The organism is Kocuria sp. LUK (assembly GCF_021012935.1).
GTDB lineage: Bacteria > Actinomycetota > Actinomycetes > Actinomycetales > Micrococcaceae > Kocuria > Kocuria flava.
Genome location: NZ_JAJMZI010000001.1, coordinates 19,824 through 39,499 on the forward strand (window position 1 = coordinate 19,824; position 19,676 = coordinate 39,499).

A 19,676-nucleotide genomic window follows, 5' to 3' on the forward strand; every position below is an offset into this window, starting at 1 on the left:
TATGACAGCCGCCCCCGTCCCGGCCAGGGAGCCCGCGGGCCCGCCGGGCGGTCCCCGCGCCGACTACCCTGAGAGGGGCCCGCGCCGCAGCGGGCCCCCCGTCCCCGCGAGCCCAGGAGCACCCGCCCATGCGCGTCCACATCGCCACCGACCACGCCGGCCTCGACCTCTCCCGCTACCTCGTCGAGCAGCTCACCGCCGCCGGCCACGAGCTCGTCGACCACGGCCCGGCCGAGTACGACGCCCTCGACGACTACCCGGCGTTCTGCATCGCCGCCGCGCTCGCGGTGCGGGCCGACCGTGAGCAGGGCCTGGACTCCCTCGGCATCGTGCTGGGCGGGTCGGGCAACGGCGAGCAGATCGCCGCGAACAAGGTGGCGGGCATCCGCGCCGCCCTGGCCTGGAACCTGGACACCGCCCGCCTGGCCCGCCAGCACAACGACGCCCAGGTCGTGGCCGTCGGCGGGCGCCAGCACTCGCAGGAGGAGGCGCTGGCCATCGTCACCGCGTTCCTCGACGAGCCCTTCTCGGGCGACGAGCGCCACGTGCGCCGGATCGGGCAGATCGCCGAGTACGAGACGACCGGCACGGTCGCGGGCCGGCTCGAGGACCTCGCCCCGCGCACGTTCCCCGCCCGGGGCGCCTGAGTGCCCGAGGGCCACTCGGTCCATCGCCTCGCCCGCCAGTTCGCCGACTGCTTCGCCGGCCAGGCCCTGGCCGTCAGCTCCCCCCAGGGCCGCTTCGCGGACGGGGCGGCGGCCCTGGACGGTGCCGTGCTCGAGGGCGCCCGGGCCCACGGCAAGCAGCTGTTCCTCGACTTCGCCGGGGACCGGGTGCTGCGCTCGCACCTGGGCCTGTACGGGGCGTGGAGCTTCGGCGGCACGGAGCGCTTCCGCGGGGCCTCCTCCATCGGGGCCCCGCGCCGGATCGGGGAGCGGGAGGACGACGACGACGCCGCTGCCGCCGACGGCCCGCTCTCGGTGCCCCCGCCGGTCGGCGCGGTGCGGGTGCGGCTGGTCGGCGAGGAGGGGTGGGCCGACCTGCGCGGGCCCTCCCTGTGCGTGCTCGAGACCCGTGCCGAGGCCGACGCGGCCCGGGCCCGGCTGGGCCCCGACCCGCTGGACCCGGCGGCGGACCCGGAGCCGTTCCTGGCGGCGCTCGCCCGCAGCCGCCGGCCGGTCGGGGCGCTGCTGATGGACCAGGCGGTGGTCGCCGGGATCGGCAACATCTTCCGCGCCGAGTCGCTCTTCCGCCGCGGCACGGACCCGGCCGCCCCGGGCCGCTCGCTCGACCGCGCGACGGCGGAGGGGCTGTGGGCGGAGAACGTCGCGCTGATGCGCACCGGCGTGCGGCTGGGCCGGATCGTGACCACCGACCCCGCCGACCGTCCGGGGATCTCCGAGAAGCGGGCCTGGCCCGACCACGCCCACTACGTCTACGGGCGCACCGGGCTGCCGTGCCGGCGCTGCGGGACACCGGTGGCGGCGGCCCCGCTCGAGGCGCGCACGCTCTACTGGTGCCCCTCCTGCCAGCGCTGAGCGCCCCCGCCCTCCCGGCGGTGCGTCCCGTCGGCGGTCCACCCCGAACCCACCCGTGCCGTGGCGCCGCAGCCCGTCCGCCCTCACCCGCCCGTGCCGCGGCGCCGCAGGCCGTCCGCCCTCACCCGCCCGTGCCGCTGCGCCGCTGATCCGACGGCGCCGTCCGGACCGGGGCGGGGCGCACGCCCCGGCGTGCTCCTGCCGGCGGGGTGGCCGGCGTGTTCCTGCCCGCTGAGGGACTCAGGCGCCGGCGTGTTCCTGCCCGGCTCCGGTGCGGACCAGGAGCACCACGCGCCAGACCGGGGCGCGGAGCGCGGCCACGGGTGCCAGACCGCACCGGTCGAGCACGGCGAGCATCGCCGCGGGGGAGTGGGCGTAGTTGCGGAACGGCGAGCCCGCCGCGCGGTAGACCAGGTTGAGCGCCCCGGCCGCCGCCCGCCCCAGCGCCCCGCCGGGCGGGTGGCTGAAGACCAGCAAGCGCCCGGTCCGGCCGGCCGCCGCGGTCAGGAGCCGCTCGTGGTCGGGGTAGCAGCACACCACCCGGTTCAGCACCACGACGTCGTGGACGCCGACGGCCCCCGGGTCCACGGCGAGGTCCGTGCGGCGGCGCACGACCCGGTCGCCGAGTCCTGCCGCGGCGGCCAGAGCGGCGGCGTCGGCCTCGTAGGAGTCCACCAGCTCGAGGTTCGTGGTGCGCTCCGCACCACGGCGCAGCAGCTCGAGCTGCAGGTCGCCGACGCCGCCGCCGATCTCGAGGACGGTGGCGCCGGTGATCCCCTGCGCGGTGAGCAGCCCGGCGACCCTGCGGGCCGTGCGGTCGAGGCCGCGGCGGCGGTAGCGGCGCGCCAGGTGGTGGGCGAACCGGGGGCCGAAGACGCGCTCGTAGCCGGCGGGCCCGCAGCAGCTGGACATGGCGGCAGGATACGCCCGGGCGGTCCCCGGTGTCCCGGGCACCGCGCTGTTCCGGGGCCGCCGCCCCGGGCCGCCGTGCCCCGCCGCGGCAGCTCCGCCGCGGCAGCTCCGCCGCGGCACCGCGTTCCGCCGGGCCCTGCGCCCGTCGGCGGCACCTGACCGCCGAGTTCCCACGACCATCGCGCGTGCGGTCGCCGAGTCCCCACGACCATCGCGCGTGCGGTCGCCGAGTCCCCACGTGAACAGCCGAGCCCCCAAGCCCGCTGCAGGGGGCTGCCGCCGAGCCCCCATCCGGGCAGCCGAGTCCCCGTGCCTGCCGCAGGGGTCGCCGCCGGGTTCCCACGTCGACCGCCGGGTCCCCACGACCATCGCGGGTGCAGGCGCCGAATCCTCCTGTCGACGGCCGAGTCCCCAGAGCTGTTCCCGGGCTGCCGTCGAGTCCCCCTGCCCGGCGCAGATCCTCACGTCGATTTCCCCTTCCAGCCGCCGAGTCCCCTCCGGTCCGGCATTTCCCCCGTCGGGCGACGGGGGAAATGCCGGACCGGAGGGGACTCGGCATCAGTGGTGGCGGGACAGGGGGGGGAGAGAGGGGGCGCGGCCCGGGCGCAGCGGATCGCCGGGAGACAGGACCGCCGTGCACCCGGGGGCCGGGACCGGGACCGGGGCGTCGGGTGTGAACAACCGGGGTCGGGGCCGACCGGGGAGCGGGGACGACGGGGCCGCAACGGGGTGAGCGCCCCGGTCCTGCGGGACCGGGGCGGAGGCCGGTGCGGGAGCGGGGCCGACGGGGCCGCAACGGGACGAGCGCCCCGGTCCAGCGGGACCGGGGCGCTCGGGGCCCGGCGGACCGGGCGGGGGAGGGGATGACGGGAATCGAACCCGCGTAATCAGTTTGGAAGACTGAGGCTCTACCATTGAGCTACATCCCCGTGCTGGTGCCTCTTCATTAACCGGCGCGGCGGGCACGGTGTCAAATTCCCGTCCGTCCCGGCGGACCTCGCGTGCGCGCTCGCGGCCCGGCGGGAACGGGCGACGGCGGGCGGGTCAGGTCGCGGCCCGGTCCGGGCTACCGGTAGACTCCCCGTGGTCCGTGCCGAGCGCCGGGCCACGCGGTCGCAGCGCAGGCTGCAGGAACCGGGGCGTAGCGTAGTGGCTAGCGCGCCTGCTTTGGGAGCAGGAGATCGCAGGTTCGAGTCCTGTCGCCCCGACGTTGGAGCGGTTGCCCGGCCCAGCTGGGCAGCTGCTTTCTGACTGTCCGGACCGCCGCGCGGTCCAGAGCACATCCAACCGACTACCACCAGGAGCACAGCGAGTGAAGAGCGCCGTCGAGAAACTCAACCCGACCCAGGTCAAGATCGTGGTCGACGTCCCGTTCGCGGAACTCAAGCCGTTCATCGACCAGACCTACAAGTCGCTCGCCGAGCAGATCCAGGTCCCGGGCTTCCGCCGCGGCAAGGTGCCCGCGCGCCTGATCGACCAGCGCGTCGGCTACGACTTCGTCGTCGAGAACGCGCTCAACGAGGGCCTCAACACCTTCTTCCAGCAGGCGCTCGCCGAGAACGAGATCACCCCGCTGACCCAGCCGAAGGTCGAGGTCCTGGCCAAGCCGGAGGAGAGCGCCCGCGAGGCCGACGCCAAGGTCGAGATCGACGTCACCGTGCGCCCCGAGATCGAGCTGCCCGACTACAAGGGCCTGGCCGTGGAGGTCGAGGCCCGCGAGGCCTCCGCCGAGGACGAGCAGAAGGCCCTGGACGAGCTGCGCGCCCGCTTCGGCACCCTCAAGACCGTGGACCGCCCGGCCGCCGAGGGCGACTTCGTGACCCTGAACCTGCAGGCCCTCATCGACGGCGAGGAGGTCGACGCCGCCAACGACCTGTCCTACCAGGTGGGCGCCGGCACCATGCTCGACGGCATGGACGAGGCCATCACCGGCCTGTCCGCCGGTGAGGACGCGACCTTCGAGACGACGCTCGCCGGCGGCGAGCACAGCGGCGAGAAGGCGACCGTCAAGGTCGAGGTCACCGCCGTCAAGGAGCGCGAGCTGCCCGAGGCCGACGACGAGTTCGCCCAGCTCGCCTCCGAGTTCGACACCATCGAGGAGCTCAAGGCCGACCTGAAGAAGCAGGCCGCCGAGTCCTCCGTGGTCGACCAGGGCGTCGAGGCCCGCGACAAGGTCCTCGAGAAGCTGATCGAGATGGTCGAGGTCCCCGTGCCGGAGTCCGTGATCGAGGAGCAGATCTCCCAGCACTTCGACAACCCGCAGGCCGAGGCCGACCACGACACCGCGGAGCACCGCGACGAGGTCCGCCGCAACGCCGAGTCCGCGTTCCGCAACGAGATCGTGCTGGACGCGGTGGCGGAGGCCGAGGAGATCGGCGTCGAGCAGTCCGAGCTGATCGACTACATCATCAGCATGTCCCAGCAGTACGGCATGGACCCCAACCAGTTCGCGCAGCTGCTGGACTCCTCCGGCCAGGCCGGGATGATGGTCGGCGAGGTGCGCCGCCGCAAGGCCCTGGCCAAGGTGCTGGAGTACGCGACCGTCACCGACAGCGAGGGCAACGCCGTGGACCTGTCCTCCTTCGTCAGCCCCCAGGGCGAGAAGGCCGGTGAGCCGGCCCCCGAGGAGACCACCGCCGCCCCGACCCCGGGCACCGAGGACGGCTCCGCCGGGTCCCCGGAGTCCGCCGACTCGCCCGAGTCGGCCGACTCCGCCGAGTCCGCGGACAGCGCCGACTCCGCGAAGTGACCCGCTGAGCCGCCCGCGCCGGGCGGCACGCGACGAGGGCGCCGTCGTTCCCGAGCAGGGGACGGCGGCGCCCTCGTCCGTCCCGTGGGGCCGGGGACCATGCGCCATCAGCGAACAACCCCGCCGCGGGCGGGGGCCGGGACGGGGCGGGCACTAGTGTGCTGTCTCAGAGATTCCACCGGACCCCACGCAGGAAAGAGGTACCGTCCCATGACCTCCGCTCACGAGCCGTTCTCCGGCTCCCCCCGCTCCTCCGCGCCGCGCATGCAGGGCACCACCGTGGTGGGCGCCCAGGACGACTTCGTCTACAACCGGCTCCTGAAGGAGCGGATCATCTGGCTGGGCTCGGAGGTGCGCGACGACAACGCCAACCTCATCTGCTCGCAGATGCTCCTGCTCTCGGCGGAGGACCCGCAGGCGGACATCTTCCTCTACATCAACTCCCCGGGCGGCTCCGTCACCGCGGGCATGGCCATCTACGACACCATGCAGCTGATCCCCAACGACGTGGTCACGGTCGCCACCGGCCTGGCCGCGTCCATGGGCCAGTTCCTGCTGTCCTCCGGCACCAAGGGCAAGCGCTACGCGACGCCCAACGCCCGGATCCTCATGCACCAGCCCTCCGGCGGCATGGGCGGGACCGCCTCCGACATCAAGGTCCAGGCGGAGCTGATCCTGTCGATGAAGCACCGCCTGGCCGAGCTGACCGCCGAGCAGACGGGCCAGAGCCTGGAGACCATCCTGCGCGACAACGACCGGGACAACTGGTTCGACGCCCAGCGCGGCCTCGAGTACGGCTTCTTCGACCACATCGCCAGCTCGGCCGGGGCCATGGCCGGCGGCGGCGGCACGATGAAGGACCAGGACCGCCAGGACGACCAGCAGTAGCGCCGGGCCTCCCGCACGCCCGGCAGCACACCAGAGACCTTCGAGGAAGAGGACGATGATCACCACCCACGGACCGACGTCCACGGCCGGCTCCGCCGCCGCCCTGCCGACCAGCCGCTACGTGCTGCCCGACTTCGAGGAGCGCACCCCGTACGGCTACCGCCGGCAGAACCCCTACACCAAGCTGTTCGAGGACCGCATCATCTTCCTGGGCGTCCAGGTCGACGACGCCTCGGCCGACGACGTCATGGCCCAGCTGCTGGTGCTCGAGGCGCAGGACGCCGACCGGGACATCACGATGTACATCAACTCCCCGGGCGGGTCGTTCACGGCGATGACCGCGATCTACGACACCATGCAGTACATCCGTCCCGAGATCCAGACGGTGTGCCTGGGCCAGGCCGCCTCCGCGGCGGCCGTGCTGCTGGCCGGCGGCACCCCGGGCAAGCGCCTGGCGCTGCCCAACGCCCGCGTGCTCATCCACCAGCCGGCGATGTCCGGCCAGGGCGGCGGGCAGGCCTCGGACATCGAGATCCAGGCCAACGAGATCATGCGCATGCGCGAGTGGCTCGAGGAGACCCTGGCGCTGCACTCCGGCAAGACCGCCGAGGAGGTCAACCGCGACATCGAGCGCGACAAGATCCTCACCGCCGCGGCCGCCAAGGAGTACGGCATCGTGGACCACGTCCTCGAGTCGCGCAAGGCGAACAAGCCCGCGACCGTCACCCGCTGACCGGACGGTCCCGGCCCCGGGGCGCGGCGACCCGAGCGGTCGCCGCGCCCCGGGGCGTCGCGGTGTTGGGCGCCTCCCCGGTCCTCGCCTATCCTGGGTCGAGGACCTCCGTACCCTGACCAGAGGACTTCATTCATGGCGCGCATCGGCGAGACCGCGGACCTGCTCAAGTGCTCCTTCTGCGGCAAGAGCCAGAAGCAGGTGCGCAAGCTCATCGCGGGCCCGCGGGTCTACATCTGCGACGAGTGCATCGAGCTGTGCAACGAGATCATCGAGGAGGAGCTGAGCGAGGTCAAGGACCTCGAGCAGCAGGAGCTGCCCACCCCCCACGAGATCTACCAGCACCTCCAGCAGTACGTGATCGGCCAGGACCGCGCCAAGCGGGCCCTGTCGGTGGCGGTGTACAACCACTACAAGCGCGTGCGCGCCGGCGAGGGCGGCAAGCCGCTGTCCCTGGCCACCGCCGCCGGGGACGAGGACGTGGAGATCTCCAAGTCCAACATCCTCCTCGTGGGCCCCACCGGCTCCGGCAAGACGTACCTCGCGCAGTCGCTGGCCCGCCGCCTCGACGTCCCCTTCGCCGTGGCCGACGCCACCTCCCTGACCGAGGCCGGCTACGTGGGCGAGGACGTCGAGAACATCCTGCTCAAGCTCATCCAGGCCGCCGACTACGACGTCAAGCGCGCCGAGACGGGCATCATCTACATCGACGAGATCGACAAGATCTCCCGCAAGTCCGAGAACCCCTCCATCACCCGGGACGTCTCCGGCGAGGGCGTGCAGCAGGCGCTGCTGAAGATCCTCGAGGGCACGGTCGCGTCCGTGCCGCCGCAGGGCGGGCGCAAGCACCCCCAGCAGGAGTTCATCCAGATCGACACCACGAACGTGCTGTTCATCGTGGCCGGCGCGTTCGCCGGGCTCGAGGACATCGTGGACTCCCGGGCGGGGCGGACCTCGATCGGCTTCGGCGCCGCCCTCAAGGAGGCCGCCCCCCGCGACGACGTGATGGCCGACGTCATGCCCGAGGACCTGCTGAAGTTCGGTCTCATCCCGGAGTTCATCGGCCGTCTGCCCGTGGTCACCACGCTGCGGGAGCTCACGGTCGACGACCTCACCCGCATCCTCACCACCCCGCGCAACGCCCTGGTGAAGCAGTACAAGAAGATGTTCCAGCTCGACGGGGTCGAGCTGACCTTCGACCCGGAGGCCCTCACCGCCGTCGCCGAGCTGGCGATCCGGCGCGGGACCGGCGCCCGGGGGCTGCGCGCCATCCTCGAGGACGTCCTGCAGCCGGTGATGTTCGAGCTGCCCAGCCGCGACGACATCGCCGCCGTGCTCGTCACCGCCGAGGCGGTCGCCAAGGAGGCCGAGCCGGAGATCATCACCCACGAGATGATCCGCGAGGAGCAGCAGCGGAACAAAACCGCCTGAGCCCCGGCTGTACTCCTCGGAGGCCCCGCCGCCCCGGCGGGGACCGATCGACGAGAGGATGCCGGATGGCTGAGAAGGTGGAGTTCTGGTTCGACCCCGCGTGCCCCTGGGCGTGGATGACCTCGCGCTGGATGCTCGAGGTGGAGACGGTCCGCGACGTCGAGGTGGAGTGGCGGGTCATGTCCCTGGCCGCGCTCAACGAGGGCCGCGACGAGCTGCCGGAGGGCTACAAGCGCTTCCTGCGCTCGGCGTGGGGCCCGGTGCGCGTGCTGGTCGCCGCCCGCGAGGAGCACGGCCCGGCGTGCGTCAAGGCGCTCTACGACGCCATGGGCACGCGCATCCACCCGGGCGGGCAGAAGGACTTCGCGGTGGTGATCACCGAGTCCCTGGCCGAGGTGGGGCTGCCCGCCGAGCTCGCGGAGGCCGCCGAGGACGAGCGCTGGGACGATCTCGTGCGCGCCGCCCAGCGCGAGGCCCAGGACCGCGTGGGCGACGACGTCGGGACCCCGGTGATCGCCGTCAACGGGACCGCCTTCTTCGGGCCCGTGCTCTCCCCGGCGCCGAAGGGCGAGGAGGCCGGGCGCGTGTTCGACGGCGCCGTGGCCCTGGCGAGCTACCCCGGGTTCTTCGAGCTCAAGCGCTCCCGCACGGCCGACCCGATCTTCGACTGAGGCGCCCCGGGCGCCCGTCCGCCGGTACGACGAGGGCCCGGCCGCTCCTGCGAGCGGCCGGGCCCCGGTCGTGCCCGGGGCGTCCCGGGACGGCGCGCCCGTCAGCGGACGGGCTCCTCCGCGGGGGCGAGCTCGACGTCGCGCACGCCCACCCCGGCGTCGCCGGCCTCCAGCCGCAGCTCGGCGGCGTTGCCGGCGGCGCGCAGGTCGCCCAGGCCCGCCTCGAGCCGGGCGACCTCCTCGGCGGAGCCGGTGATCACCGCGGTGCGCACGGCGGTGCGCTGCTTGACCTTCGCCTCGGACTTGGCCTTGCGCAGCCCCGAGAGGGCCTCGCCCACGGTGGTCAGCAGCTCGGGGTCCGCCCCGTCGGCGAGGGGGGCGAGCGCGGCGGCCTCCGGCCACGGGGCCCGGTGCACGGAGCCGGCGCGCCACCAGGACCACACCTCGTCCGTGGCGAAGGGCAGCACGGGGGCGAACAGCCGCAGCAGCGCGTCCAGCGTCGTCGCCAGGGCCGCGTGCACGGAGGCCTGGGCGGTCTCCCCGCGGGCGCCGTAGGCCCGGTCCTTGACCAGCTCGACGTAGTCGTCGGTGAAGGTCCAGAAGAACGACTCCGTCAGCTGCAGGGCGCGGGCGTACTCGTAGTTCTCGAACGCCTCGGTGGCCCGCTCCACGACCGTGGCCAGCCGCGCGAGCAGCGACCGGTCGAGGGGGTCGGCGACCGTGCCGGCGTCGGCCCCGGCACCGAGCACGGAGGCCTCCGTGACGCCCTGGGCGAGGACGAACTTCGAGGCGTTGAGCAGCTTGATCGCCAGCCGGCGCCCGATCTTGATCTGCCCCTCGTCGAAGGCGGTGTCCGCCCCGAGCCGGGCGGAGGCCGCCCAGTAGCGCACGGCGTCGGAGCCGAACTTCTCCAGGGTGTCGGTGGGCACGACCACGTTGCCCTTGGACTTGGACATCTTCTTCCGGTCCGGGTCCAGGACCCAGCCCGAGATCGTCGCGTCGCTCCACGGCAGCGAGTCCGTGAGGGAGTCGGCGCGCACCACGGAGGAGAACAGCCAGGTGCGGATGATCTCGTGGGCCTGCGGGCGCAGGTCCATGGGGTAGGTCTTGGCGTGCAGATCCGGGTCGGTGGCCCAGCCGGTGACGATCTGGGGGCTGAGGGAGGACGTGGCCCAGGTGTCGAGCACGTCCGGGTCGCCGGTGAAGCCGCCGGGGCGGCCGCGCTCGGACTCGTCGCGGCCCGGGGCCGGCTCGGCGGCCGGGTCCACGGGCAGCCGGTCGGCCGGGGGCAGGATCGGCTCGTCGTAGACGGGCTCGCCCTGGGCGTCCAGCGGGTACCAGACCGGGATCGGCACGCCGAAGAAGCGCTGCCGGGAGATCAGCCAGTCGCCGTTGAGGCCCTCGACCCAGTCGTCGTAGCGGGCCTTCATGAACGCCGGGTGCCACGTCAGCTCGGCGCCGCGGGCGAGCAGGCGCTCGCGGCGGGCGGCGTCGCGCCCGCCGTTGCGGATGTACCACTGCCGGGAGGTGACGACCTCGAGGGGCTTGTCGCCCTTCTCGTAGAAGTTCACCGGGTGCACGATCTGCTTCGGCTCGCCCTCGAGGGCGCCGGCCTCGCGCAGCAGCTCCACGGTCCGCTCCTTGGCGGAGAACACGGTCTTGCCGGCGAGCTCGGCGTAGGCGGCGGCGGGCCCCTCGCCGCGGATCCACTCGGGGGTCTCGGCGAGGATGCGGCCGTCGCGCCCGACCACGGGGCGGGTCGGCAGGTCGAGCTCGCGCCACCAGACGACGTCGGTGAGGTCGCCGAAGGTGCAGATCATGGCGATGCCCGAGCCCTTGTCCGGCTTGGCCAGGCGGTGGGCCACGACCGGGACCTCGACGCCGAACAGCGGGGAGGTCACCGTGGTCCCGAACAGGCCCTGGTAGCGCTCGTCGTCGGGGTGGGCCACGAGGGCCACGCAGGCGGGCAGCAGCTCGGGGCGGGTGGTCTCGATGTGCACCGGCTGCCCGTCCGGGCGGGCGAAGGCCACGCGGTGGTAGGCCCCGGGGCGCTCCCGGTCCTCGAGCTCGGCCTGGGCCACGGCGGTGCGGAAGGTGACGTCCCACAGGGTGGGGGCGTCGGCGAGGTAGGCGTTGCCCGCGGCGAGGTCGTCCAGGAACGCCTTCTGCGCGATCCGCCGGGAGTGGTCGTCGATGGTGCGGTAGGTCAGGTCCCAGTCCACGGACAGGCCCAGGCGGGTGAAGAGGTCCTCGAAGACCTTCTCGTCGTCGACGGCGAGGCGCTCGCACAGCTCGATGAAGTTGCGCCGGGAGACCTGCTCGAAGTCCCGCTCGTTCCTCGCGGGCTTCGCCGGGGGCCGGTAGTCCGGGTCGTAGGCCAGCGTGGGGTCGCAGCGCACGCCGAAGTAGTTCTGCACCCGCCGCTCGGTCGGCAGGCCGTTGTCGTCCCAGCCCATGGGGTAGAAGACGTTCTTGCCGGTCATCCGCCGGTAGCGGGCGACGACGTCGGTCTGGGTGTAGGAGAACATGTGCCCGACGTGCAGCGAGCCCGACGCGGTCGGGGGCGGGGTGTCGATCGAGTAGACCTGGGCGCGCTCGGTGTCGCGGTCGAAGCGGAACGTGCCCTCCTCCCGCCAGCGGGCCGAGAACTTCTCCTCGAGGCCCTCCAGGGCGGGCTTGTCGGGGACGGTCACGGTCGTGGTCCCGGGCGTGTCTGTGCCCTGCGTGTTGTCAGCCATGCGGACCAGTCTCTCACGAGCCCCCGGCCGCGCGGCCGGGACCGCGGCACGGCGGCGCACCGGACGGGCCCGCGGCCCCGAGCGCGGCGACGACGGCGCCCGGCGCGCGGGCGGTCCTGGGCCCGCAGCGGCCCGCCCGCTAGCGTGGGGCCCATGAGCGAGATGCACACCACCCACACCGGAAGGGTCGCGGTCGTCACCGGCGCGTCCACGGGCATCGGCGAGGCCACGGCGCGTGCGCTGCGCCGCGACGGCTGGACCGTCTACGCGGTCGCCCGCCGCGCCGAGCGGCTCGAGGCCCTGGCCCGGGAGACCGGGGCGATCGCCGCACCGTGCGACGTCCGCTCCGAGGACGAGGTCGCCGCGCTGCGCGACCAGGTGCTCGAGGAGCAGGGCCGGGTCGACGCCCTGCTGAACATCTCCGGGGGCGCCCGCGGCACGGACACCGTGGCCGAGGCGCGCACCGAGGACTGGCAGTGGATGTACGACGTCAACGTGCTCGGCACGATGCGGATGACCCGGGCCTTCCTGCCGGCCCTGCGCGAGAACGGGGAGGGCACGGTCCTGAACCTCACCTCCCTGGCCGCCCACCGCGCCTACGAGGGCGGGGGCGGGTACAACGCCGCGAAGTACGCCGAGCGCGCCATGACCGAGGCCCTGCGCCTGGAGGAGGCCGAGCACAACGTGCGCGTCGTCGAGATCGCCCCCGGGCTCGTGCACACCCCCGAGTTCTCCCTCCGCCGCCTGGGCGGGGACGAGGAGGCCGCGGCGAAGGTCTACGCCGGGGTCGAGAAGCCGCTCACCGCCGAGGACGTCGCCCGGGTGTGCGCCTTCGCCGTGAACCTGCCCCACCACGTGGACCTCGACACCGTGACGATCAAGCCGGTCGCGCAGGCGGCCCCCCACAAGCTGATCCGCACCTCCTGACCGCCCGGACCGAAGTCGGCGGGCGGGGGAGGGCCCCCGCCCGCCCCGGCCCGCCGGTGGGTTAAGCTGGGAGCAGTTCAGGCGTCGATCCGGCCATCACCGGGGAGCCTTCCGGAAGAACAGGACGCCAGCGTCCCCAGTAGAACCGGACGGGTCGGCCCGTCACAGCCGGCGACGAGCGGCGGCCCCCGCACTCTCCGGGAGCGGGAGCCGCAAGCGAGGTGGTACCGCGTTGCGCCCCGGGGCACCGGCCGGCAGCGTCCTTGCACCCTGACCCGCACGAGCAGCACCGACGTCAGAACGAGGATGGACACCGTGCCGAACCCGCCCGTCTCCCCGAAGGCCGTCTACCCCAGGGCGAGCACCGACCCCGCCGCCGCCGGCGTGCCCGCGGCCCCGCGCTTCCCCGCCGTGGAGGAGCGCGTCCTGGCCTACTGGGCCGAGGACCGCACCTTCCAGGCCAGCGTCGACGCGCGCGAGGCGGGGGAGGACGGCGCCAACGAGTTCGTCTTCTACGACGGCCCGCCCTTCGCCAACGGCCTGCCGCACTACGGCCACCTGCTCACCGGCTACGTCAAGGACCTGGTGGCCCGCTACCAGACCCAGCGCGGGCGCCGCGTCGAGCGCCGCTTCGGCTGGGACACCCACGGGCTGCCCGCCGAGCTCGAGGCGATGAAGCAGCTCGGGATGACCGACAAGCAGGAGATCGAGCGGATGGGCGTGGCCGCGTTCAACGACGCCTGCCGCGCCTCGGTCATGAAGTACGCCGCCGAGTGGCAGGACTACGTCACCCGCCAGGCCCGGTGGGTGGACTTCGACAACGACTACAAGACCCTCAACGTCGACTACATGGAGTCCGTGCTCGCGGCCTTCAAGTCCCTCGACGACAAGGGCCTGGTCTACTCCGGCTACCGCGTCCTGCCCTACTGCTGGAAGGACGAGACGCCGCTGTCCAACCACGAGCTGCGCATGGACGACGACGTCTACCAGGACCGCCAGGACCACACCGTCACGGTGACCTTCCCGATCCTCGACGACGGCTCGTGGGCGAAGCGCCCGGAGCTCGCCGCCGAGCTCGCCGGCGTCGAGGCCCTGGCCTGGACGACCACGCCGTGGACGCTGCCGACCAACCAGGCGCTCGCCGTGGGCCCGGAGATCCGCTACGCGGTCGTGCCCGGGGCCGGCGAGCTGGCCGGGCGCCGGTTCCTGATCGCCGAGGAGCTGCTGGGCGGCTACGCCAAGGACCTCGGCTGGGGCGCGGAGGAGGACCCGGCCGCCGCGGCCGCGGCGGCCGTCACCGCCCGCTTCACCGGCGCGGACCTCGAGGGCCTGCGCTACCGCCGGCTGTGGGACTACTTCGCCGACGCCGAGCGCTTCGGCACCGGCACCTCCTGGCAGATCGTGGTCGCCGACTACGTCACCACCACCGACGGCACCGGCCTCGTCCACCAGGCACCGGCCTACGGCGAGGACGACCAGACCGTGTGCGCCGGCTACGACATCCCCGTGGTGCTCTCCCTCGACGAGTCCGGGGTGTTCCACGGCCTGTTCGCCGACGAGCGGCTGGCCGCCGGGGCGCCCCTGGCAGGGATCGCCGGGAAGAACGTCTTCGACAAGGACGTGGCCCGCACCGTCGTCCGGGACCTGCGGGCCCAGGGCCGGCTGGTGCGCGAGGCCAGCTACGAGCACGCCTACCCGCACTGCTGGCGCTGCCGCAACCCGCTGATCTACCGGGCCGTGTCCTCCTGGTTCGTGGAGGTCACCCGGATCCGGGACCGGATGGTCGAGCTGAACCAGCAGATCAACTGGATCCCCGACAACGTCAAGGACGGCCAGTTCGGCAAGTGGCTGGAGAACGCCCGCGACTGGTCGATCTCCCGCAACCGCTACTGGGGCACCCCCATCCCCGTGTGGGAGTCCGACGACCCGGAGCACCCGCGCCGGGACGTCTACGGCTCCCTGGCCGAGCTCGAGGCCGACTTCGGCCGGCTGCCGCGCAACGCGCAGGGCGAGGTCGACCTGCACCGGCCCTGGATCGACGAGCTGACCCGCCCCAACCCGGACGACCCGACGGGCCGCTCCACGATGCGCCGGGTCCCGGAGGTCCTCGACGTCTGGTTCGACTCCGGGTCGATGCCCTACGCGCAGGTGCACTACCCGATGGAGAACCGGGAGTGGTTCGAGACCCACAACCCCGGCGACTTCATCGTCGAGTACATCGGCCAGACCCGCGGCTGGTTCTACACGCTGCACATCCTCGCCACCGCCCTGTTCGACCGCCCGGCCTTCCGCAACGTCATCAGCCACGGCATCGTGCTGGGCTCGGACGGGCAGAAGATGTCGAAGTCGCTGCGCAACTACCCCGACGTCACCGAGGTCCTCGACCGGGACGGGGCCGACGCGATGCGCTGGTTCCTGATGTCCAGCCCGATCCTGCGCGGCGGCAACCTCGTGGTCACCGAGCAGGGCATCCGCGACGGCGTGCGCCAGATGCTGCTGCCGCTGTGGAACGTCTACCACTTCTTCGGCCTCTACACGAACGCCGCCAACGGCGGGGCCGGCTACGAGGCGCGCCCGCGCCACGAGGCCGAGCACGTGATGGACCGCTACGTGCTGGCCGTGACCGGCCGGCTCGTGCGCGAGACCCGCGAGGCCTTCGACGCCTACGACATCTGGGCCGCGGCCGAGCGGCTGCGCTCCTACATGGACGTGCTCACCAACTGGTACGTCCGCCGCTCCCGCGACCGGTTCTTCGCGGAGGACACGGCCGCCTTCGACGTCCTGCACACCTGCCTGGAGACCGTCTGCCGGGTCGCCGCCCCGCTGCTGCCGCTGGTCACCGAGGAGATCTGGCGCGGGCTCACCGGCGGACGCTCCGTGCACCTGACCGACTGGCCGGAGGACTCCCTGTTCCCCGAGGAGACGGAGCTCGTCGCCCTCATGGAGACGACCCGCACGATCTGCTCCGCCGGCTCCTCCCTGCGCAAGGCCCACGGACTGCGCGTGCGCCAGCCCCTCGCCGGCATGACCGTCGTCGTCCCCGAGGGCGCCCGCCTGGCCGGCACCTTCGAGCGGATCGTGGCCGACGAGCTGAACCTGAGGACCGTCGAGCTGCTCGACGCCGCCGAGGCCTCCGCCGAGCAGTTCGGGATCTCCCAGCAGCTGAGGGTCAACGCCCGCGCCGCCGGCCCGCGCCTGGGCAAGGGCGTGCAGACCGTGATCCGCGCCGCCAAGTCCGGGGACTGGCGCGTCGACGACGACGGCACCGTCGTCGCCGGCGGCACCGCCCTGCAGGAGGGCGAGTACGAGCTCGAGACCGTCGTCGCCGAGGGCTCCGCCGGCGCCCGCGCTGTGACCGTCCTGCCCGGCGGCGGGTTCCTCGTCCTGGACACCGCGCTCACCCCCGAGCTCGAGGCCGAGGGCACCGCCCGCGACGTCGTGCGCACCATCCAGCAGGCGCGCAAGGACGCCGGCCTGGCCGTCTCCGACCGGATCCGCACCGTGCTCACCGCGGACGCGGCGACCGTCGCGGCCGTCGAGGCCAACCGCCGGCTCGTGGCGGGGGAGACCCTCAGCGCCGAGCTCGAGCTGCGCACCGGCGAACCGGCCGTCGCGGTCGAGGTCGTCGGCGCGTCCGCCGGGGCGGTGCAGGCGTGAGCGCCGCGTTCGAGGAGACCTCGGCCGGCACCGTCGAGGAGGTCTACGCCCAGCTGCTGGCCCGGGCCCCCGAGCACCGGATGGCCCCGCGCCTGGACGCGGTGCGCCGGGCCGTGGAGGTCCTCGGCGAGCCCCACCGGGCCGCGCCCGTGGTGCACGTGACGGGCACCAACGGCAAGACCTCGACCGCCCGGATGATCGAGGCGCTGCTGCTGGCCCACGACCTGCGCGTGGGCCGGTACACGAGCCCCCACCTGGCCCGGGTCACCGAGCGCATCAGCGTGGACGGGGCCCCCGTGGACGACGAGACCTTCGTGCGCGTGCACGGGGAGATCGCCCCGTACCTCGCCCTCGTCGACGCCGAGCTCACCGGGCGCGGGCAGCCGCGGCTGACCTACTTCGAGACGCTCACCGTGCTCGCCTTCGCCGTCTTCGCCGACGCCCCCGTGGACGTCGTCGTCCTCGAGGTCGGGATCGGCGGCAGCTGGGACGCGACCAACGTGGCCGACGCCGCTGTGTCCGTGGTGACCCCCGTGGACCTCGACCACACCGACATGCTCGGCGACACGGTCGAGGAGATCGCCGCCGAGAAGGCGGGGATCGTCAAGCCCGGCGGCTTCCTCGTCTCCGCCGCGCAGCAGCCCGAGGCCGCGCAGGTGCTGCTCGAGCGGGCCCGGGAGCTCGGCGTCCCCTTCCGCTTCGGCGGGATCGAGTTCGGCGTGGAGTCCCGCGCCACGGCCGTGGGCGGGCAGGTCCTGACGATCCAGGGGCTCGCCGGGCGCTACCCCGAGGTCCTCCTGCCGCTGTTCGGCGCCCACCAGGCCGAGAACGCGGCGCTCGCCGTGGCCGCCGTCGAGGCCTTCCTCGGCGGCGGGGACCGCGAGCTCGACCTCGAGCTGGTGCGCACCGGACTGGGCGCCGCCGAGTCCCCGGGCCGGCTGGAGCTGGCCCGCACGGCGCCCCCGGTGCTGCTCGACGCCGCGCACAACCCCCACGGGCTGCGCGCGGCCGCCGCCGCCCTCCAGGAGTCCTTCACCTTCGGCAAGCTCAACCTCGTCGTCGGCATCCTCGCGGAGAAGGACGTCGAGGAGATGCTGCGCGGGCTGCTCGACGAGTACGAGGAGCACGCCACCGAGTTCTGGTTCACCCGCTCGTCCTCGCCGCGCGCGGTCGACCCGGAGGAGCTCGCGGAGCTCGCCGTGGACCTGGGCTTCCCCGAGGACGTGGTGCACGCCGTGCCGACCCTCGACGACGCCCTCGCCGAGGCCGTCCAGGACGCCGCCGACCGGCCCGAGTTCGACGGCGCCGTGCTGGTCACCGGCTCGATCACCGTGGTCGGCGAGGCCCGGACCCTGCTGGGCCTGTGACGCGGACCCATCCCCGGGCGCTGCCCGGCCCGCACGGAAGGAACCGGCTCCAGTGGCACGCATGACCAAGGCCCAGCGCGAGTGGCGCCCCGGGCAGAAGCGACCGCGGCGGTCGATCCGCACGACCTTCGCCTCCTCGGTGCTCGTGATGGAGGGCTTCATCGCCTTCTTCGCGGCCCTGACCGTCTACGGGCTCCTCGGCCGGGAGCTGTCCTCCGGGGCCCGCACGGGCGTGCTCGTGGCCGGGTGCGCCCTCGCGCTCGTGCTGCTGCTCGCCCCGGCGCTGCTGCGCCGGCCGTGGGGCTACGCCGTGGGCTGGGGCCTGCAGGTCGTGCTGCTGGCCACGGGCTTCGTGCTGCCCACGATGTTCGTGATCGGTGCGATGTCCCTGCTCGCCTGGTGGTACGCCGTGCGCACCGGGGCGCGCCTGGACCGGGAGAACGCCGCCCGGGACGCCGCACAGGCCCGGTGGGAGCGCGAGCACCCCGCCGGATAGGCTGACCGGGACACGACCGCACCCCTCTCGGAAGGACCTCCATGACCACGGAACGCACCCTCGTCCTCGTCAAGCCCGACGGCGTGACCCGCGGCCTCACCGGCCAGGTGCTCGCGCGCATCGAGGCCAAGGGCTACCGGCTGGCGGAGCTCAAGCTCGTCCACCCCGAGCAGGAGCTGCTCGAGCGCCACTACGAGGAGCACCGCGGCAAGCCGTTCTTCGCCCCCCTCGTGGAGTTCATGCGCAGCGGGCCCGTGGTCGCCGCCGTCGTCGAGGGCGACCGGGTGATCGAGGGCTTCCGCTCGCTGGCCGGCACCACCGAGCCGACCACCGCCGCCCCGGGCACGATCCGCGGCGACCTCGGCCGCGACTGGGGCGGGACGGTGCAGCAGAACATCGTCCACGGCTCGGACTCCCCGGAGTCGGCCGAGCGCGAGATCGGCATCTGGTTCGGCTGAGCCCCCGCCGACGACGGACGGCCCGCCGCTCCCCGACCGGGAGCCGCGGGCCGTCCGTCGTCGGAGCCGCAGGATCAGGCGGGCAGGATCACCCCGGCGAAGCGGACGAAGACCGTCCCGAAGACCAGCACGAGCAGGACCGCGCTCGCGAACCAGGCCCACGCGCCGCCGGCCCGGCGCAGGGCCGCGGGGGCGGGGAGCACGCCCGCCTCGAGGTTGCGGGCGGTGGTGTGCGCGAACAGCACCGTCTGCACGACCCACACGAGCATGCAGTACAGGCACAGGGCGTTGATCTCGAACGTGGTCTGCCACCACAGCCACAGCACGAAGGCCCAGCCGAGGGTCACGCCGATCTGCACGCACCACCAGTACCAGGCGGCGAACCGGGCGCCCGCGAGCACCGCGGCGGCGATCACCGCCACGACGGCGTAGGCGACGATGCCGATGAAGGGGTTCGGGAAGCCGAAGGCCTCCGCCTGCGGGGTGCGCATGACCGTCCCGCAGGACAGCCAGGAGTTGATGTCGCAGCTGGTGCGGTGACCGGCGTCGAGGAACAGCTGGAGCCGCTCGTAGACGAGGGTGGCCGCGCCGTAGAAGCCGAGCACCGCGGCGGCCAGGGCCACCAGCGCCCAGCGCCGGTCCGGGCGCACCGCCGGGGCGGGGGCGGTGCCGGGGGAGTCGTCGAGGGAGGACGTCGTCGAGGTCACGCCCCGATCCTAGGCGATGGGTCCTCGCGGTGGGCCGGCTCCGCGGGCTCCCGGCACCGGGAGGGACCGCCGGCCACCGCACGGGACCGGGCGTCGGCGCCGGTCGGGCGCCACAATCCGGCCGCGCGCAGGACGACTGTGCGACAATGGCCACGGTCGCACCCGCCCGTACGCGGGACGCGGCCCAGTCGGCCTCCGACCGCCGGCGCAGGACCCGCGGCTCTCATCGGATTGAGCGCGTCCCCGCCGGCCCCAAGACCGCTGCCCTCGCGAGCAGCGGCTCGGAGCCGCGGACTGGCTCGTCGCCGTCCCCGCCCGTTCGCGTGGCGTGCGGGACGCGGCGGGTACGCACAGGACTTCCGGCCGCCGCGTGCACCGCACCGGCGAAGCCGACCAAGCCGCTG

At 73.7% G+C, this 19,676-nt stretch carries 15 protein-coding genes and 2 tRNA genes; 13 read left to right on the plus strand and 4 right to left on the minus strand.

Annotated features, from left to right (window positions below):
- The first annotated feature begins 128 nt into the window (after window positions 1-128).
- Both LQU92_RS00115 and LQU92_RS00120 read left to right on the plus strand, forming a co-directional pair.
- Complete coding sequence (locus LQU92_RS00115) at window positions 129-647, plus strand: ribose-5-phosphate isomerase (protein WP_230659585.1); 519 nt, start codon at window positions 129-131, stop codon at window positions 645-647.
- Window positions 648-1,538, plus strand: a complete 891-nt coding sequence (locus tag LQU92_RS00120; protein ID WP_230659587.1) for an Fpg/Nei family DNA glycosylase — start codon at window positions 648-650, stop codon at window positions 1,536-1,538. It abuts the gene before it with no gap.
- A gap of 240 nt (window positions 1,539-1,778) precedes the next feature.
- Here the strand turns inward: LQU92_RS00120 and LQU92_RS00125 are convergent, their stop codons facing one another.
- Together LQU92_RS00125 and LQU92_RS00130 are read right to left on the minus strand one after the other, a co-directional pair.
- Window positions 1,779-2,450 (minus strand): SAM-dependent methyltransferase, encoded by a 672-nt coding sequence (locus tag LQU92_RS00125; protein WP_230659590.1) that lies wholly within the window; start codon window positions 2,448-2,450, stop codon window positions 1,779-1,781.
- Between the two features lie 858 nt (window positions 2,451-3,308).
- A tRNA-Gly gene (locus tag LQU92_RS00130) sits at window positions 3,309-3,379 on the minus strand.
- 206 nt (window positions 3,380-3,585) lie between these two features.
- Here LQU92_RS00130 and LQU92_RS00135 point away from each other — a divergent pair.
- The 6 genes from LQU92_RS00135 to LQU92_RS00160 all read left to right on the plus strand — a co-directional run bounded on the left by LQU92_RS00135 (window position 3,586) and on the right by LQU92_RS00160 (window position 8,922).
- A tRNA-Pro gene (locus LQU92_RS00135) sits at window positions 3,586-3,658 on the plus strand.
- Window positions 3,659-3,762: 104 nt separating this feature from the next.
- Window positions 3,763-5,199 (plus strand): trigger factor, encoded by a 1,437-nt coding sequence (gene tig, locus LQU92_RS00140; RefSeq protein ID WP_230659593.1) that lies wholly within the window; start codon window positions 3,763-3,765, stop codon window positions 5,197-5,199.
- Window positions 5,200-5,409: 210 nt separating this feature from the next.
- On the plus strand, window positions 5,410-6,087 hold the full coding sequence (locus tag LQU92_RS00145; RefSeq protein WP_083529431.1) for an ATP-dependent Clp protease proteolytic subunit: 678 nt from the start codon (window positions 5,410-5,412) through the stop codon (window positions 6,085-6,087).
- A gap of 55 nt (window positions 6,088-6,142) precedes the next feature.
- Window positions 6,143-6,820 (plus strand): ATP-dependent Clp protease proteolytic subunit, encoded by a 678-nt coding sequence (locus tag LQU92_RS00150; protein WP_058859046.1) that lies wholly within the window; start codon window positions 6,143-6,145, stop codon window positions 6,818-6,820.
- A 135-nt stretch (window positions 6,821-6,955) separates the two neighbouring features.
- Window positions 6,956-8,251, plus strand: coding sequence for an ATP-dependent Clp protease ATP-binding subunit ClpX (gene clpX / locus LQU92_RS00155; protein WP_101852170.1), 1,296 nt, complete (start codon window positions 6,956-6,958; stop codon window positions 8,249-8,251).
- Window positions 8,252-8,316: 65 nt separating this feature from the next.
- Window positions 8,317-8,922: a DsbA family protein gene (locus tag LQU92_RS00160; RefSeq protein ID WP_230659596.1), complete on the plus strand. Its 606-nt coding sequence runs from the start codon at window positions 8,317-8,319 to the stop codon at window positions 8,920-8,922.
- Window positions 8,923-9,023: 101 nt separating this feature from the next.
- Here LQU92_RS00160 and valS read toward each other — a convergent pair whose 3' ends face one another.
- Window positions 9,024-11,660: a valine--tRNA ligase gene (gene valS / locus LQU92_RS00165; protein ID WP_230659599.1), complete on the minus strand. Its 2,637-nt coding sequence runs from the start codon at window positions 11,658-11,660 to the stop codon at window positions 9,024-9,026.
- Between the two features lie 153 nt (window positions 11,661-11,813).
- Here valS and LQU92_RS00170 point away from each other — a divergent pair, with 153 nt between their 5' ends.
- The 5 genes from LQU92_RS00170 (at window position 11,814) to ndk (ending at window position 18,565) form a co-directional block, all read left to right on the plus strand.
- Entirely contained in the window at window positions 11,814-12,587 is a 774-nt protein-coding gene (locus LQU92_RS00170; RefSeq protein WP_101852173.1) for an SDR family oxidoreductase, read from the plus strand.
- Between the two features lie 306 nt (window positions 12,588-12,893).
- Window positions 12,894-16,244, plus strand: a complete 3,351-nt coding sequence (gene ileS / locus LQU92_RS00175; protein ID WP_374229595.1) for an isoleucine--tRNA ligase — start codon at window positions 12,894-12,896, stop codon at window positions 16,242-16,244.
- Window positions 16,241-17,611, plus strand: coding sequence for a folylpolyglutamate synthase/dihydrofolate synthase family protein (locus tag LQU92_RS00180; RefSeq protein ID WP_230659605.1), 1,371 nt, complete (start codon window positions 16,241-16,243; stop codon window positions 17,609-17,611). The genes ileS and LQU92_RS00180 overlap by 4 nt, the downstream gene beginning before the upstream one ends.
- Before the next feature lie 52 nt (window positions 17,612-17,663).
- Window positions 17,664-18,107, plus strand: a complete 444-nt coding sequence (locus LQU92_RS00185) for a DUF4233 domain-containing protein (protein WP_058859039.1) — start codon at window positions 17,664-17,666, stop codon at window positions 18,105-18,107.
- 41 nt (window positions 18,108-18,148) lie between these two features.
- Window positions 18,149-18,565, plus strand: coding sequence for a nucleoside-diphosphate kinase (ndk, locus tag LQU92_RS00190; RefSeq protein WP_230659608.1), 417 nt, complete (start codon window positions 18,149-18,151; stop codon window positions 18,563-18,565).
- A 74-nt stretch (window positions 18,566-18,639) separates the two neighbouring features.
- Here ndk and LQU92_RS00195 read toward each other — a convergent pair whose 3' ends face one another.
- Window positions 18,640-19,272 (minus strand): vitamin K epoxide reductase family protein, encoded by a 633-nt coding sequence (locus tag LQU92_RS00195; protein WP_101852175.1) that lies wholly within the window; start codon window positions 19,270-19,272, stop codon window positions 18,640-18,642.
- Window positions 19,273-19,676: the final 404 nt, after the last annotated feature.

Excerpts from the sequence above, each read along its gene's own strand:
- LQU92_RS00115 (WP_230659585.1), top strand. The coding sequence starts at position 129 with ATGCGCGTCCACATCGCCACCGACCACGCCGGCCTCGACCTCTCCCGC.
- LQU92_RS00125 (WP_230659590.1), bottom strand. The coding sequence starts at position 2,450 with ATGTCCAGCTGCTGCGGGCCCGCCGGCTACGAGCGCGTCTTCGGCCCC.
- LQU92_RS00145 (WP_083529431.1), top strand. The coding sequence starts at position 5,410 with ATGACCTCCGCTCACGAGCCGTTCTCCGGCTCCCCCCGCTCCTCCGCG.
- LQU92_RS00150 (WP_058859046.1), top strand. The coding sequence starts at position 6,143 with ATGATCACCACCCACGGACCGACGTCCACGGCCGGCTCCGCCGCCGCC.
- clpX (WP_101852170.1), top strand. The coding sequence starts at position 6,956 with ATGGCGCGCATCGGCGAGACCGCGGACCTGCTCAAGTGCTCCTTCTGC.
- LQU92_RS00160 (WP_230659596.1), top strand. The coding sequence starts at position 8,317 with ATGGCTGAGAAGGTGGAGTTCTGGTTCGACCCCGCGTGCCCCTGGGCG.
- valS (WP_230659599.1), bottom strand. The coding sequence starts at position 11,660 with ATGGCTGACAACACGCAGGGCACAGACACGCCCGGGACCACGACCGTG.
- LQU92_RS00170 (WP_101852173.1), top strand. The coding sequence starts at position 11,814 with ATGAGCGAGATGCACACCACCCACACCGGAAGGGTCGCGGTCGTCACC.
- ileS (WP_374229595.1), top strand. The coding sequence starts at position 12,894 with ATGGACACCGTGCCGAACCCGCCCGTCTCCCCGAAGGCCGTCTACCCC.
- ndk (WP_230659608.1), top strand. The coding sequence starts at position 18,149 with ATGACCACGGAACGCACCCTCGTCCTCGTCAAGCCCGACGGCGTGACC.